At 70.1% G+C, this 13,461-nt stretch carries 12 protein-coding genes; 3 read left to right on the forward strand and 9 right to left on the reverse strand.

Going from position 1 to position 13,461, the window contains the following annotated elements; all coding sequences use genetic code 11:
• Positions 1 to 96: 96 nt before the first annotated feature.
• From ABS642_RS18980 to ABS642_RS18990, 3 genes are read right to left on the reverse strand one after another with little or no spacing between them, the layout of a single operon-like run.
• Complete coding sequence (locus ABS642_RS18980; protein ID WP_350351359.1) at positions 97 to 975, reverse strand: carbohydrate ABC transporter permease; 879 nt, start codon at positions 973 to 975, stop codon at positions 97 to 99.
• A complete protein-coding gene (locus ABS642_RS18985; RefSeq protein WP_350351360.1) occupies positions 972 to 1,910 on the reverse strand; it encodes a sugar ABC transporter permease in 939 nt (312 codons plus the stop codon). The genes ABS642_RS18980 and ABS642_RS18985 overlap by 4 nt, the downstream gene beginning before the upstream one ends.
• Positions 1,891 to 3,186: an extracellular solute-binding protein gene (locus ABS642_RS18990; RefSeq protein WP_282216105.1), complete on the reverse strand. Its 1,296-nt coding sequence runs from the start codon at positions 3,184 to 3,186 to the stop codon at positions 1,891 to 1,893. The genes ABS642_RS18985 and ABS642_RS18990 overlap by 20 nt, the downstream gene beginning before the upstream one ends.
• Before the next feature lie 164 nt (positions 3,187 to 3,350).
• Between ABS642_RS18990 and ABS642_RS18995 the strand changes: the two genes are divergently transcribed.
• On the forward strand, positions 3,351 to 4,352 hold the full coding sequence (locus ABS642_RS18995; RefSeq protein ID WP_350351361.1) for a LacI family DNA-binding transcriptional regulator: 1,002 nt from the start codon (positions 3,351 to 3,353) through the stop codon (positions 4,350 to 4,352).
• Here ABS642_RS18995 and ABS642_RS19000 read toward each other — a convergent pair.
• The 6 genes from ABS642_RS19000 to ABS642_RS19025 all read right to left on the reverse strand — a co-directional run bounded on the left by ABS642_RS19000 (position 4,321) and on the right by ABS642_RS19025 (position 11,313).
• Positions 4,321 to 5,223 (reverse strand): PaaX family transcriptional regulator C-terminal domain-containing protein, encoded by a 903-nt coding sequence (locus ABS642_RS19000; RefSeq protein WP_350351362.1) that lies wholly within the window; start codon positions 5,221 to 5,223, stop codon positions 4,321 to 4,323. The two genes, ABS642_RS18995 and ABS642_RS19000, sit on opposite strands and share 32 nt — an antisense overlap.
• The gene (locus tag ABS642_RS19005; RefSeq protein WP_350351363.1) at positions 5,213 to 6,454 is read right to left on the reverse strand and encodes an aminotransferase class V-fold PLP-dependent enzyme; all 1,242 of its coding nucleotides are present in this window, start codon (positions 6,452 to 6,454) and stop codon (positions 5,213 to 5,215) included. Before ABS642_RS19005 ends, ABS642_RS19000 begins: the two co-directional genes overlap by 11 nt.
• A gap of 1 nt (position 6,455) precedes the next feature.
• Complete coding sequence (locus ABS642_RS19010) at positions 6,456 to 7,499, reverse strand: hydrolase (protein WP_350351364.1); 1,044 nt, start codon at positions 7,497 to 7,499, stop codon at positions 6,456 to 6,458.
• Positions 7,499 to 8,350 carry a tryptophan 2,3-dioxygenase family protein gene (locus ABS642_RS19015; protein ID WP_350351365.1) on the reverse strand — a complete coding sequence of 284 codons (852 nt, stop codon included), beginning with the start codon at positions 8,348 to 8,350 and terminating at the stop codon, positions 7,499 to 7,501. Before ABS642_RS19015 ends, ABS642_RS19010 begins: the two co-directional genes overlap by 1 nt.
• 205 nt (positions 8,351 to 8,555) lie before the next feature.
• On the reverse strand, positions 8,556 to 10,265 hold the full coding sequence (locus tag ABS642_RS19020) for an amidase (RefSeq protein WP_350351366.1): 1,710 nt from the start codon (positions 10,263 to 10,265) through the stop codon (positions 8,556 to 8,558).
• 19 nt (positions 10,266 to 10,284) lie between these two features.
• The gene (locus tag ABS642_RS19025; RefSeq protein WP_350351367.1) at positions 10,285 to 11,313 is read right to left on the reverse strand and encodes an agmatine deiminase family protein; all 1,029 of its coding nucleotides are present in this window, start codon (positions 11,311 to 11,313) and stop codon (positions 10,285 to 10,287) included.
• A gap of 80 nt (positions 11,314 to 11,393) precedes the next feature.
• Here ABS642_RS19025 and ABS642_RS19030 point away from each other — a divergent pair, with 80 nt between their 5' ends.
• Positions 11,394 to 12,047, forward strand: a complete 654-nt coding sequence (locus ABS642_RS19030; RefSeq protein WP_350351368.1) for a TetR/AcrR family transcriptional regulator — start codon at positions 11,394 to 11,396, stop codon at positions 12,045 to 12,047.
• Positions 12,044 to 13,417: an aminotransferase class V-fold PLP-dependent enzyme gene (locus ABS642_RS19035; RefSeq protein ID WP_350351369.1), complete on the forward strand. Its 1,374-nt coding sequence runs from the start codon at positions 12,044 to 12,046 to the stop codon at positions 13,415 to 13,417. Before ABS642_RS19030 ends, ABS642_RS19035 begins: the two co-directional genes overlap by 4 nt.
• Positions 13,418 to 13,461 lie beyond the last annotated feature (44 nt).

Here is a 13,461-nt window from a genome sequence, read left to right on the forward strand (position 1 = left end):
GGGCTTCCACGCGCTCGGAGAGGCGCGGGCGGGGGTTCTGCTGCGACACGGTCGCCTCTTTCATGGTCGTGGGTCCTGCCGTCGGGTGCACCGCGGTCATCCCTTCACCGCGCCCGTCAGTCCTCCGACGATGCGGCGCTCGAACAGGCTGAAGAAGATGAGCGCGGGGATCATCGACAGCGACGTGAATGCCAGCACCTTCGCGGTGTCGACCGAGTACTGTGACGCGAACGACTGCACCCCGAGGGGAAGCGTGAACGCGGCCGCATCGTTGAGGATGAACAGCGGCAGCAGATAGCCGTTCCAGCTGCCGATGAAGGCGAGGATGCCGGTCGTGATGACTCCCGGGAGCGACAGCGGCAGCACCATCCGCCAGAAGAAGCCCAGCCGGCTGCAGCCGTCGATGAAGGCCGCCTCCTGGATCTCGTCGGGGATGGCCCGCAGGAACGGCACCAGGATGATGATCGTGGTCGGCAGGGCGAACGCGATCTGCGGAAGGATGACGCCGCCGAGGGAGTTCATCAGCCCGAGGCTGCGCACCACGATGTAGAGCGGGGTGATCGCGACGGTGAGAGGGAACATGAGGCCCGCCGCGAAGAAGGCGTAGAGGACTCCGCGGCCGGCGAACCGGTAGCGGGCCAGCACGTACGCGGCCATCAGCCCGAGCGCCACCACGCCCAGCGTCGTCGTGAGCGCGACGATGAGCGAGTTGAGCACCTGCTTCCAGAAGATGCCGCCGGTGAGCACGTCGAGGTAGTTCGAGAGCACCCACGGCTGCGGGAGCCCCGACGGATCCGTCGTGATCTGCGCGTTCGTGCGGAAGCCGCCGATGATGATGTACGCGATCGGCGCCAGCATCAGCCCCACGGCGATCAGCGCGACGAAGTACACGGCGGGGTTCGCCCAGGGCAGCCGAGGCCGGGCTGCGCGTCGGCGGCCCGCCCGCTGGTTGACGAGTACGGAGGTGGCGGTCATCGCGTGCTCCTCTTCCTTCGGGTTCCGGATCCGGTGAGCGCGCCGTCGGTGTCGCGCCGCAGCACTGCCCGCTGATAGATGAGGGCGACGACGAGCGAGATCAGGAACAGCACGACGGCGACGGCGTTCCCGTAGCCGAAGTTGCCGGCGTTGCGGCCCTCCGAGACCATGTAGGTGGCCATCGTGGACGTGCCGGCGGTGGAGGCGATGTACTGCCCCCAGATGATGTAGACGAGATCGAACAGCTGCAGCGATCCGATGATCGACAGGAACGCCCAGATCCGCAGGGTCGGTGCAAGCAGCGGCAGGGTGATCTGCCACTGGATCTGCCAGTACGAGGCGCCGTCGATCGCCGCGGCCTCGTGCAGCTCCTCGGGGATCCCCTGGAGGCCGGCGAGGAAGAGGATGACCGCGAAGCCGACGTACTTCCACGTGATGATGGCCATCAGGGTCCAGATCGCGATGCCGGGGTCGGACAGCCAGTCATTCGCCAGGAAGCCCAGCCCCATGTTCGTCAGCAGCCCGTTGAGAGCGCCGCTGGTCTGGAGCATCAGGCTCCATCCGGTTCCCACGACGACCTCGGAGATCACGTAGGGCACGAAGATCAGCACGCGGATCAGCGACTGTCCGCGCATCCGCCGGTTGAGCAGCAGGGCGAGCAGGATCGCCACCGGTCCCTGCAGGACCAGCGACATCACCAGGATGACGCCGTTGTGCGCGAGCGCATCGTGGAACAGCGGATCCTGCAGGATCGTCAGGTAGTTCTTGAAGCCGACGAAATCCGTGGGCGGACCGTACCCCTGCCAGCTGAAGAAGCCGTAGTACGCGGCCATCAGCACCGGGAAGATGACGAAGGCGAGGAAGACGAGCAGGGCGGGCCCGGCCAGAAGGATCACTTCCAGCCGGGCTGCCGCCTCACGCCTTCGCCGCGGCATCCTTGACAGCCTTGACGATGTCGTCCGGCGTCCCCTGACCCGCGAGCATGGTGACGACCGCGACGTTGAGCGCGTTGCCGACGTTCTGCCCGTAGACCGTGTCGAGCCACTGCGAGGCGTAGGGCGCCGCGTTGTAGGCCTCGAGGATCGTCTGGAGGTACGGCTCGGTGACCGCCTCCTGGGCGACCGTGTTCACCGGCGGGGCGTTGAACGCCTTGTAGTACGCGGTCTGCACCTCGGAGGTGCCCAGATAGTTGAGGAAGTCGACGCACGCATCGGGCGCGTCGACCGAGCAGGAGTAGCCGTCGACCCCGCCCATCATCGATCCGGGGAGTCCTTCGCCGCCCTCGACCTCGGGGAACGGGAACCAGGACAGATCGGCGAGCGGCTTCTGGTCGGGCGTCAGCGAGCCGATGACCCCGGGGTTCCAGGCGCCCATCAGCTCCATCGCCGCCTGGTGGTTCGCGATGAGGCCGGCGGAGCTCGCCGCGCCCTGCTGTGCGGTCGTGGTGAGGAAGCCGCTGTTGAACGGCTCGGTCGCCGCGAAGTCCTGCAGGTCCTCGCCGGCGCGGATCCAGCAGTCGTCGTCGAAGTTCATCTCGTCGGCGGCCTGGGCGAGGGTCTCGGGGCTGCACTCGCGCAGGGCGAACCAGTAGTACCAGTGGGCTGCGGGCCAGGCGTCCTTCGCACCGAGGGCGACGGGATCGATGCCGGCGGCCTTGAGCGCCTCCGTCGCCGTCTCCAGCTCGTCGATCGTGGTGGGGTTCTCGGTGATCCCGGCCTCGTCGAACAGATCCTGGCTGTAGAAGAGCCCGCCGGGGAGCACGGCGACCGGCATCGCGTAGATCTTGTCGTCGAGGCTGTTCGCCGAGTAGGCGGCGTCCGGGATCTCCTCGGCCGCGGGCCCCGTGATCGCGTCGGTCAGATCCTTGAGTTGACCGGCCTTCACCATCGCGGCCATCTTGCCGCCGCCGCGCTGCAGGAAGATGTCAGGGGCGTCGCCGGAGTTGAGGGCCGTCTGGAGTTTCCCGTCGAGGTCCTCGTTCTGGATCGACTGGATCTCGATCGTGACACCGGGGTTCGCCTTCTCGAAGTCGGCGACCGTGGCCTCCCAGAACTCGACGCCGGGACCGGTGGTGGAGTTGTGCCAGAGGGTCATCGCGGCGCCGTCGCCGTCCGAGCCGCCGCCGGTGTCGCCTGCTGTACAGCCCGAGAGGGCGAGTGCTCCGACGGCGAGCAGCGCCGCGGAGGCAAGGGGGAGCCTTCTGCTGATCATGTGATTGTTCTCCTCATCGAGTTGCGCGCCGCGTCGATGCGGGCGCCCACGGTGCCTCGGGTGAGACCGCGGTGGGATGCAGTCTTCTGCCGCCGGCGCCGGTCGTCAAACGTTTTCGAAAACAGTTTCCATTCGACAGTGCGCAGGGTCTACGCTGGCGGATCATGAGCGGGAGAACGACGATCCACGATGTCGCGCGAGCGGCGGGCGTATCGGTGTCGACCGTCTCCAAAGCGGTCAACGGCCGGTACGGGATCGCGGATGCCACGGTGCAGCGCGTGCTCGATACGGTGCGCGAGCTCGGCTACGAGTCGAGCCTCGTCGCCAGCAGCATGCGCGCGCGCCGCACCGGGGTGATCGGGGTGCTGCTGGCCGACTTCGAGCCGTTCAGCGCCGAGATCCTCAAGGGCGTCGGTCTCGCCGTGCACGACACCGCCTTCGATCTCCTCGCGTACAGCGGATCGCATCACGGCGCCGGCGACGGCTGGGAGCGTCGATCGCTCAGCCGTCTCTCGGGCACCCTGATCGACGCGGCGATCATGGTGACGCCGACCGTCGTCAGCGCCGCCACCGAGATCCCGGTCGTGGCGATCGACCCGCACACCGGGCGAGCGGATCTGCCGACCGTCGAGTCCGACAGCTTCGGCGGAGCGCTCACGGCCACTCGCCACCTCATCGAGCTCGGCCACCGTCGGATCGGCTTCCTCGCGGGACGCCCCGACCTGCGCTCGGCGGGCCTGCGCGATGCCGGCTACCGGCGGGCACTGGCGGATGCCGGCATCCCGATCGATCCCGCGCTGGTCGGGGTCGGCCGCTACGAGCTCGAGACGACGCGCGAGTCGGCTCGTCTGCTGCTCGCGAGTCCGACGCGGCCCACCGCCGTGTTCGCGGCGAACGACCTGTCGGCCATCGCCGTGATCGAGGTCGCTCAGGAGATGGGGCTGCGGGTGCCGCAGGATCTCTCGGTGATCGGCTTCGACGACGTGCCGGAGGCGTCACGGCGGGCCCTGCCGCTCACCACGATCCAGCAGCCGATGCGTCGCCTGGGTCAGGTGGCGGCCGACATGGTCTTCACCCTGCTCGCCGGACGCGAGATCGAGCAGACGCACGTGACGCTCCCGACACGGCTGGTGGTCAGGGCGACGACGGCGCGTCACGCCGAGTGACCGCACGCACGTGCTCCCAGGCGGGAGCGGCGAGGGCGGCCGACAGCCGGGCGAACTCGTCGAAGCTGCGGCGGCCTGGCCAGTCGGACGGCAGCATGGACGGCGGCAGGCCGGGATCCGTGTAGGGCAGCACCCGCCAGCCGTCGATCAGCCGCACGTACGCCGCGAAGGGCTCGGCGGGAAGGGAGGGGAGCGAGGCCTGGAACGCGAGGTGCTCGCCGCGCAGAGCGTCGAGATCCCACCACTGCGCCGCGGCGTCGATCAGCGAACCGGACGGCAGCGGGGCGGATGCCTGGAACAGCGTGGTCCAGGGGCGTGCGTCGAGATCGTCGAGGATCTCGAGCACCTCGTCCTGCAGGTGCCCTGGGCAGATCCAGAGCGCCGGAGACACGTTGCCCGCGCCGATCCACTGCAGGCGACGGCGCAGCTGGTGACGGACGCTCCTGGCGCTCTCCGGGACCGAGAAGGAGACGAGGCACCAGGTGTCGGCATCCGTCATCTCGCGCATCTCGAAGATGCGGCGGTCGCCGCGCTCGAGCATCCCGACGGCCGCCGGGTTCAGACGGTAGCCGATCGTGCCCGAACGCTCGGCCAGGAGGAGGCCCTTCTGCTTGAGACGTGTGATGCCGGTCCGCGCCTGAGCGGCGGGGATGCCGAGATCGCCCGCGAGCGCGACCAGGTCGGCTGCCGAGATCTCTCCGCCCAGCGGCCGCAGGTAGACGCCGATCAGCGTCCGCAGCAGCGACGCGGTGCTGCCCGGACGTGCATCGATGTCGTCCAGCACGGCCGCGGTGTCGCGGTGCTCAGCGCCCTGGGTCCCTGAGCCCGTGCCCTGGGTCCCTGAGCTTGTCGAAGGGTGCTCAGCGCCCATCGGACTCCAGCGCGTCGCGCACCGCGAGGATGCCCGTGACGGTCTCGACGTGCGAGGTGCTCAGGGGCGACAGCCCGAGGCGGATGCCGTCGGGGAAGCGGAAGTCCGGGATGATGCCGTCCGCCCACAGGCGCCGGGTGACCTCACGGAAGTCGGGGTGGCCGATCGTCACGTGGCCGCCGCGGAGCTGCGCATCCCGCGGACTCAGCAGGCGCACGCCGAGCGGCGCGAGCACCTCGTCGTAGGCCTGCACGGCGAGCTCGGTCAGCGATGTCGACTTCGCGCGGACCTCGTCGATCGTGGCCTGCTCGATCAGGTCCAGCATCCCCTGCATCGCGATCATCGAGGTCACCGGCGGGGTGCCGCTGAGCAGCTGGCGGATGTCGCCGGCCGGTGCGTACTCCGGATCCATCGCGAAGATGTCGGCCGCGCTCCACCACCCCTGGATCGGCTGGCGCAGCACACCCTGCAGGTCGTGACGGAGGTACGCGAAGGCGGGGGAGCCGGGTCCGCCGTTGAGGTACTTGTAGGTGCAGCCGACGGCCATGTCCACGCCCCAGGCGTCGAGCTGCATCGGGATGATGCCGGCGGAGTGGCACAGGTCCCACATCATCAGCGCACCGGATTCGTGCACGGCCGCCGTGATGGCCGGCATGTCGGCGAGGGCGCCGGAGCGGTAGTCGACGTGGCTGAGCGAGACCAGCGCGGTCCGCTCCGACACGGCGTGGTGCACGTCGGCGACCGTCACGCCGCGCACCGGATCGGGGTCGAGCCAGCGCAGCGTCATGCCGGCCTCGGCGGCGACGCCTTCGGCCAGGAACCGGTCGGTCGGGAAGTTGCCCGCCTCGATCACGATCTCGGTCCGCGCGGGGGCGCCGTTGGAGCCCTGGGGGCGTCGAAGGGCGGCGCGCATGAGCTTGTAGATGAGCACGCTGGTCGAGTCGGCGACGACGGTCTGTCCGGCGGCGGCCCCCAGAGCCACGCGTCCGATGCGGTCGCCGAGCTCCATCGGCAGGGCCATCCACTGCTCGTCCCAGGAACGGATCAGCCGCGTGCCCCAGTCCTCGCGCACGAACGCGGCGAGCTTGTCGGGGACGTCGCGCAGCGGACGACCGAGCGAGTTGCCGTCGAGGTAGGCCGTGACGCCGGGGGCGTCGAGGAAGGCGTCGAGGTGCGCCCCGAGCGGGTCGGCGGCGTCGAGGGCGCGGGCGGTGTCGAGGAGATCGGTCATGTCACACCTTCAGGTCGGCGGGGGTGAGGCGGCGGGCGCGGAGCGGGTCGGCGTCGGTGCGGTCGGGGGTGCTGGGGAGGACGAAGAGCGCGGATGCCGGGTCGAGGGGGTCGGCCGGCGCGAGCGCTCGCAGCAGGTCGAGGCCGTCGACACCCGCCTCGCGCAGGGCCTCGATCTCGCGCGGGTTCACGTCGATCGGGGTCGGACCGTTGCCCATGTCCGTGCCGTAGAGCACGGTCCCGCCGGCGGCGTGGAAGCGACCGACGTTGTCGATCGCGGCCGCGCGTTCCGGGCCGTCGTGGATCGCGAGCGTCGAGATCCAGGAGACGGATGCCGCCTGCTCGGCGATCTCGTCGTCGGTCAGGCGTTCGGTGAACGGGGCGTGTGCGAGGGTGTGCGCGCCGAGGCGGGCCGCGCGCTGCGCCTCGCCAGGGCCCTGCGCGTGCACGACGACCGGAAGGTCGCGCGCCGCGGCGAGCTCGATGATCGTGCGGAGGAGCTCGTCGTCGAACACCGGCCCCGCGTCGCTGTTGCTCGCGACCTTGATGCGGGAGGCACCGGCATCCGCCATCTCTGCGATGGCCCTGGCGGCGTCTTCGACCGTGACGATCTCGCGGAACGAGCCTACGGGTGCCCACTCCCGGTCGGACGGATAGCCGCCGGGTGGGGTGAGGAACGCGCCGGCGAACTCGATGGCGGTCGAGGTGCGCGCGACGTGCGGGCGTTTCGTCTCGTCGCTGCGCTCCTCGCTCAACGACCGGTCGTTGAGCGAGCGAAGCGAGACGAAACGCCCTGACAGGTCGCGGAGCACCTCGGGATTCCCGCCCAGATCCACCACGCGGCCGAGCACCGAATCCGCCAGCAGCGTCGCATCGACGAGCTGCAGATGCACGTGGTGGTCGGTGAAGCCCCCGGTGATCACGCCGTCGAGGCGGGGGAGAGCGGTGGGAACGGCCTCTTCGCGGAGCAGCATCCCGCCGCCGTCCACGGCTTCGACGACGCCCTCGCGCCAGCCGTCGCCGTCGAAGAACGTGACGGCGATCATCAGCCGCCGATCTCGGTGCGCACGGTGTAGAGCTCGGGGAAGAAGGTCAGATCGAGCGCCCGCTGCAGGAATCCGACGCCGCTGGATCCGCCGGTGCCGACCTTCATGCCGATCGTGCGGGCGACGGTCTTCAGATGCCGGAAGCGCCAGAACTGGAAGTTGTCCTCGAGGTCGACGAGGTCTTCACACGCCTCGTACAGGTCCCAGTTTTGCTGGTGGTTCTGGTAGATCTCGCGAATGGCCGGCACGAGCTCGGGGGTCTCGCGGTACGGCTCGCGCACGTCGCGCTCCAGGATCGAGGGGGGCACGGGCAGCCCGCGCCGCGAGGCGTAGCGGAGGAACTCGTCGTACAGGGTCGGCTTCTCCCACTCCGCCGTGAGCAGTGCGAGATTCGCGGGATGATCGGCGAAGACCTGCAGCATCTTCTCGTTCTTGTTGCCGAGGGCGAACTCCACCGCGCGGTACTGCACCGACTGGAAGCCGGACGAGTTGCCCAGCGATCCGCGGAACTGCGCGTATTCGGTGGGGGTGAGCGTCGCGAGGATCGCCCACTGCTGCGTCATCACCTCCTGGATTTTCTTGACGCGCGCGACCCGCTTCAGCGCCTCGCGGAGGTTGTCGCTCGCGAGCAGCTCGCGGGCCGACGAGAGCTCATGCAGCAGCTGCTTGAGCCAGAGCTCCGTGGTCTGGTGCTGGATGATGAACAGCATCTCGTCGTGGTGCTCCGGCACGCTGACCGGATGCTGCGCCGTGAGCAGCTGGTCGAGCGCGAGGTACGACCCGTAGGTCATCTTTCCGGACAGGTCCGTGACGATGCCGGACTCCAGCGTGCGCTCGTTCTCGGTGCTCATGCCTTGAACATATCAGAGACGTGTCGATCGTCATAGATGTGAAATGTCGCGCTGATGGCCCTTCGACAAGCTCAGGGACCCAAGTGTCGGGGGATGGGCCCTTCGACAAGCTCAGGGACCCAAGTGGCTGGGGATGGGCCCTTCGACAAGCTCAGGGACCCAAGTGGCTGGGTCGCTGAGCCTGTCGAAGCGTCGCCGGTCGTCTTCAGAGCGCCGGCGTCCGCGGCGGCGGAGTGCGGCGGGTGCCCGGTGCGCCCGTGGCCTCGAACGCCGCCGCGAGCCGCAGCAGTGCGGTGTCGTCGTAGGCGCGACCGGCGAAGGTCAGCCCGATCGGCATGCCGATGTCGGCCATCAGCCCCATCGGCACCGTCACCGTCGGGATGCCGAGGTGGCGCACCGCGAGGTTGCCGTTCGCGATCCAGGTGCCGTTGCGCCAGCCGAGATCGGCGGATGCCGCGTTCACGTCCATGTCGGCGGGGCCCACGTCGGCGACCGCGGGGAACACCACTGCGTCCAGGCCGAGCTCGTTCATCCAGGCCTCGAGGTCGAGGCGGCGCGTCTCCTCGAGACCGCGCAGTCCGTCGGCGAGTTCCGGCATGTCCTCGAACCCGACGCCGGGGTGAGAACGCACCCAGCCCGGGTACTCCGCGATGTCGTCGTCGAAGCCGGTGTACCGGTCGGGCAGGGCGCCCGCGGGAGGAGGCGAGATCGCGGCCCCGTCGACGTCGGCGAGCGAGGACAGCGCCGGGTCGCCGTTCGCCTGCAGGAAGTCCTCCCAGCTCCAGGCCGAGAGGTCGACGATCTCACGGCGAAGGTAGGCAGCGGAGACGAGTCCACGGGTCGCGATGGTCGGCGCACCCGGCCGGTCGCCCTCGTAGTTCGACACGACAGGGAAGTCGACCTCGACCACGGTCGCACCGGCGGCCTCGAGGTCTCGGCGCGCCGCCTCCCACTGCGCGATCACGGAGGCCCGCGTCTCGATGCGCTGCCCGGTCGGACCGCCCATCCCCGGGGCGTCGGCGGTGCCGGCATCCGGATCGGCGTTGATGTACATCCGCGGGATGCCGATGCGGATGCCGTCGAGCGAGGCGCCGTCGGCCACCGCGCGATACGAAGCCGGCCGCACCGCCGACGCCGCGGGAAGCTCGACCCACGGCTGCGCACGCCAGAAGTCTCCCCGGGTCTCGGCATCGTCGGCGACGATCACGTCGAGCACCTCGAGCAGGTCGGCCATGGTGCGGGTGTGCGGCACCACGACATCCATCGTCGGGACCAGCGGCCAGTTGCCGCGCGTCGAGATCACGCCCCGCGACGGCGTGTACGCGCAGAGCGCGTTGTTGGTCGCCGGACCGCGGCCGCTCGACCAGGTCTCCTCGCCCAGCCCGAAGGCGGCGAAGCTCGCGGCTGTCGCCGTGCCCGATCCGTTCGACGAGCCCGAGGCGAACGGCGCGGTGAGGAACTCGGCGTTGTAGGGGCTCTCGGCTCGGCCGTAGACTCCGCGCTGCATGCCGCCGTTCGCCATCGGCGGCATGTTCGTCAGCCCGAGGCAGATCGCTCCGGCCGCCCGCAGGCGCTCGATCGTGAAGGCATCGCGCTGGGCGACGAGGTCGGCGAACGCCGGGCTGCCGGCGGCCGCGGTGAGCCCTTCGACGAGGTAGCTGTCCTTCGCCGTGTACGGGATGCCGTCGAGCGGGCCGCGTGCCTCGCCGCGCGCCCGACGAGCGTCGGATGCCGCGGCCTCTTCACGGGCGGCGGGGTTCGCGACCACGATCGCGTTGAGCGCGGTCGCGGTGTCGGGTCCGTCGTATGCGGCGATGCGCGCGAGGTACGCGTCGACGAGGTTGACCGCGGTGACCGCACCCGTCTCGAGGGCATGGCGGAGGTCGGCGATCGTGGCTTCGGTGACGTCGATCATGAGAGGTCCTTCGGCGCGGTCAGAGGGAGGGCTGCTGCTGGGTGATGCAGTGGATGCCGCCGCCGCGGGCGAACAGCGGGCGCGCGTCGACCGTGACGACGCGGCGACCGGGATAGACGTCCTCCAGGATCGCCCGCGCCACGGCATCCGCCTTCTCCTCGCCGAAGCCGCAGGCCACCACGCCGTCATTGGTGACGAGGTGGTTGACGTAGCTCCAGTCGACGAAGCCCTCCTCGTCGCGCAGCGTGGCGGGCGCGGGAAGGTCGATGATCTCGAAGCGGCGGCCCGCGGCATCCGTCTGCGCGGACAGCAGCGCGCGCAGGTCGCGGGTGACGGCGTGGTCGGGGTGGTCCGGGTCCTGCTGGTCGTGCAGCAGCAGGCGACCGGGGGAGACGATCGTCGCGACGATGTCGACGTGGCCGTTCGTGCCGAAGTCGTCGTAGTCGCGGGTGAGGCCGCGGGGGAGCCAGACGGCCTTCGTCGCACCGATCGTGCGGAGCATCTCGGCCTCGACGCGCGCCCGGTCGGCGAAGGGGTTGCGTCGCGGGTCGAGCTGCACGGTCTCGGTGAGCAGTACCGTTCCCTCGCCGTCGACGTGGATGCCGCCGCCCTCGTTCACGAGCACCGAGCTGACGAGCTCCGCCCCGACAGCGCCGGCGACGATGCGGCCGTGCTCGCCGGCCAGGCGCCACTCGGCCCAGTCCGGTGCTCCCCAGCCGTTGAAGATCCAGTCGACCGCGCCGAGCACGCCGGGGCGCTCGTCGTCGACGACGAAGGTGGGGCCGGAGTCGCGCATCCAGAACTCGTCGACCGGTGCCTCGACGATCTCGATGTCGCCCGCGAGCATCCGCCGCGCACGGGGGAGCTCCCGCGGATCGACGAGCATCGAGACCGGCTCGAACTCGGCGACGGCGTGGGCGACGGCCGTCCAGGTCGCGTAGCCCTCCTCGCGCTCGGCGGCGGTCTCGCCCAGGGTCTGGCCCTCGGCGGGGAACGCCATCCAGGTGCGGTCGTGGCGTGCGGTCTCGGCAGGCATGCGCCAGCTCATCGTGATCTCCTCGCTGGTGGTCCCGTTCACAGCATCAACGCTGTTGAACACGTGATCAACGGGTGCTACGGTATCCCTCGATGAACACCACGTCAAGAGCACCCGCACCGCGGCGGCTGCCACCCGAAGAGCGCGAGCGCACGATCGTCGACGGCGCCGTCGCACTGGCACGCGAGAGCGGGATCGACACGCTCACCGTGCGTGCCGTCGCCGCTCGCGTCGGGGTGACCCCGGCCCTCGTGGCGCACTATCGGCCGGTCATGGACGTCTTCGTCGCCGAGGTCTTCGGCACGATCGTCGCGGCCGAGCGCGACGAAGTGCTCGACGACTTCACGCCGGCCGGCGGCCTCCGCGCGAGCCTGCGACGGCTGGTCGAGACCCTGCTCGACGACTCCCGGGAAGACGTCGCCCTCGTCTGGGTGCAGGCGTGGTCGCTCGGGGTGCGCAACGAGCCGCTCGGGGAGCGCGTCCGCGCCGAGATGGACCTCTGGCAGAGCCGCCTCGAAGAGGTCATCGCCGACGCCGCCTCCCGCGACCCCGACGACTCCGCCGATCCGGCGTTCGCCGCCTGGATGCTGCTGGCCATGGTCGACGGGATGAGCGCGCACGCCCTCGTGAAGTGGGCGCCCCGCGACCGCGCGGACCTCGCCCGCCGCACGGTCGCCGCCGTCCTCGATCGACCAGAACCCCCGGCATCCGCCGTCACGACCCGAACCAGTGAGGAACGCCCATGAGTGCTGAGCGGATGCATGCCGCGTCGCCCGAATCGACCGCGATCGTCGACGCGGTCCTCGACTACTCCCGACGACGGATGCTGGCCACCGACGTCCCGCTGGACAAGCCGCAGACCGAGGCCGAGCTCAACCGGCTCATCGGGGCGACGATCACCGACGCCGGTCTCGGGGCCTCCCGCGCCCTGAGCCTGTTCGAGCACGTGCTCGCGCCCGCGTGCCTGACCACGAGTCATCCGCTCTACCTGTCGTTCATCCCGACGGCGCCGACCATGGCGGCGATCGCGTTCGACCTGGTGGTCTCGGCATCCGGTCTCTACGGGGGCAGCTGGCTCGAGGGAGCCGGTGCCGTGCACGCCGAGAACGAGGTGCTGTCGTTCCTCGCCGCCGAGTTCGGACTCCCCGACACGGCGGGCGGCGTGTTCGTGCAGGGCGGCACGATCGGGAACCTGTCGGCGCTCGTCGCCGCACGCGAGGCCGCGAAGGCGCGCCTGATCGCCGCAGGCAAGGACCTGCCGACCCGCTGGAAGATCGTCTGCAGCGTCGAGGCGCACTCGTCCAACAAGTCCGCCGCCAAGGTCATGGACGCCGACGTGCTCCTGGTGCCCGCCGGCGACGACGGAGTGCTGCGGGCGGATGCCGTGCGCGAGGCGCTGGCAGAGCACGGTGACGAGATCTGCGCGGTCGTCGCCACCGGAGGTTCCACGAACTTCGGCATCGTCGACGACATCGCCGGCATCGCCGCGCTGAAGGACGAGTTCGACTTCTGGCTGCACATCGACGGCGCCTACGGGCTCACCGCGATGCTCGCCCCGGAGGCCCGGCACATCTTCGCGGGCGTCGAGCGCGCCGACTCGGTGATCGTCGACCCGCACAAGTGGCTGTTCGCGCCGTTCGACTGCTGCGCCCTCATCTACCGCGACCCCGACAACGGCCGTCGCGCGCACACCCAGCACGCCGAGTACCTCGACATCCTGACCGACGTCGACGAGTTCAGCCCCTCGGACTACTCGATCCAGCTCACCCGGCGCCCGCGCGGCCTGCCGATGTGGTTCTCGCTCGCGACCTACGGCATCACCGCCTACCGGGATGCCGTCAGCAGCACGATCGCTCTGACGAAGCGCATCGCGGGCGAGATCTCGCGTCGTCCGGAGCTGCGGCTGGTGCGCGACCCGCAGCTGTCGGTCGTCGTGTTCGAGCGGGAAGGGTGGGAGCGCGCCGACTACGACCGCTGGTCCGCGGCGCTGCTCGACTCGCAGCGGGCGTTCGTGGTTCCGAGCTCGCACGCCGGCCGTCCGAACACGCGTTTCGCGATCCTCAATCCGCTGACGACCTTCGACGACCTGGTCGGGATCCTCGACACGATGAAGTAGGTCGCGCGGGGCTTCGCGTCGAGCCGCCCTCTTGTGATCGAGCC

The sequence above is a fragment of the Microbacterium sp. A8/3-1 genome (genome assembly GCF_040267695.1).
Classification (GTDB): domain Bacteria; phylum Actinomycetota; class Actinomycetes; order Actinomycetales; family Microbacteriaceae; genus Microbacterium; species Microbacterium luteolum.

What these genes read in the sequence shown, in the direction of transcription:
- ABS642_RS18980 (WP_350351359.1), bottom strand. Translation starts at nt 975, where the DNA reads ATGACCGCCACCTCCGTACTCGTCAACCAGCGGGCGGGCCGCCGACGC.
- ABS642_RS18985 (WP_350351360.1), bottom strand. Translation starts at nt 1,910, where the DNA reads ATGCCGCGGCGAAGGCGTGAGGCGGCAGCCCGGCTGGAAGTGATCCTT.
- ABS642_RS18990 (WP_282216105.1), bottom strand. Translation starts at nt 3,186, where the DNA reads ATGATCAGCAGAAGGCTCCCCCTTGCCTCCGCGGCGCTGCTCGCCGTC.
- ABS642_RS18995 (WP_350351361.1), top strand. Translation starts at nt 3,351, where the DNA reads ATGAGCGGGAGAACGACGATCCACGATGTCGCGCGAGCGGCGGGCGTA.
- ABS642_RS19000 (WP_350351362.1), bottom strand. Translation starts at nt 5,223, where the DNA reads ATGGGCGCTGAGCACCCTTCGACAAGCTCAGGGACCCAGGGCACGGGC.
- ABS642_RS19005 (WP_350351363.1), bottom strand. Translation starts at nt 6,454, where the DNA reads ATGACCGATCTCCTCGACACCGCCCGCGCCCTCGACGCCGCCGACCCG.
- ABS642_RS19010 (WP_350351364.1), bottom strand. Translation starts at nt 7,499, where the DNA reads ATGATCGCCGTCACGTTCTTCGACGGCGACGGCTGGCGCGAGGGCGTC.
- ABS642_RS19015 (WP_350351365.1), bottom strand. Translation starts at nt 8,350, where the DNA reads ATGAGCACCGAGAACGAGCGCACGCTGGAGTCCGGCATCGTCACGGAC.
- ABS642_RS19020 (WP_350351366.1), bottom strand. Translation starts at nt 10,265, where the DNA reads ATGATCGACGTCACCGAAGCCACGATCGCCGACCTCCGCCATGCCCTC.
- ABS642_RS19025 (WP_350351367.1), bottom strand. Translation starts at nt 11,313, where the DNA reads ATGAGCTGGCGCATGCCTGCCGAGACCGCACGCCACGACCGCACCTGG.
- ABS642_RS19030 (WP_350351368.1), top strand. Translation starts at nt 11,394, where the DNA reads ATGAACACCACGTCAAGAGCACCCGCACCGCGGCGGCTGCCACCCGAA.
- ABS642_RS19035 (WP_350351369.1), top strand. Translation starts at nt 12,044, where the DNA reads ATGAGTGCTGAGCGGATGCATGCCGCGTCGCCCGAATCGACCGCGATC.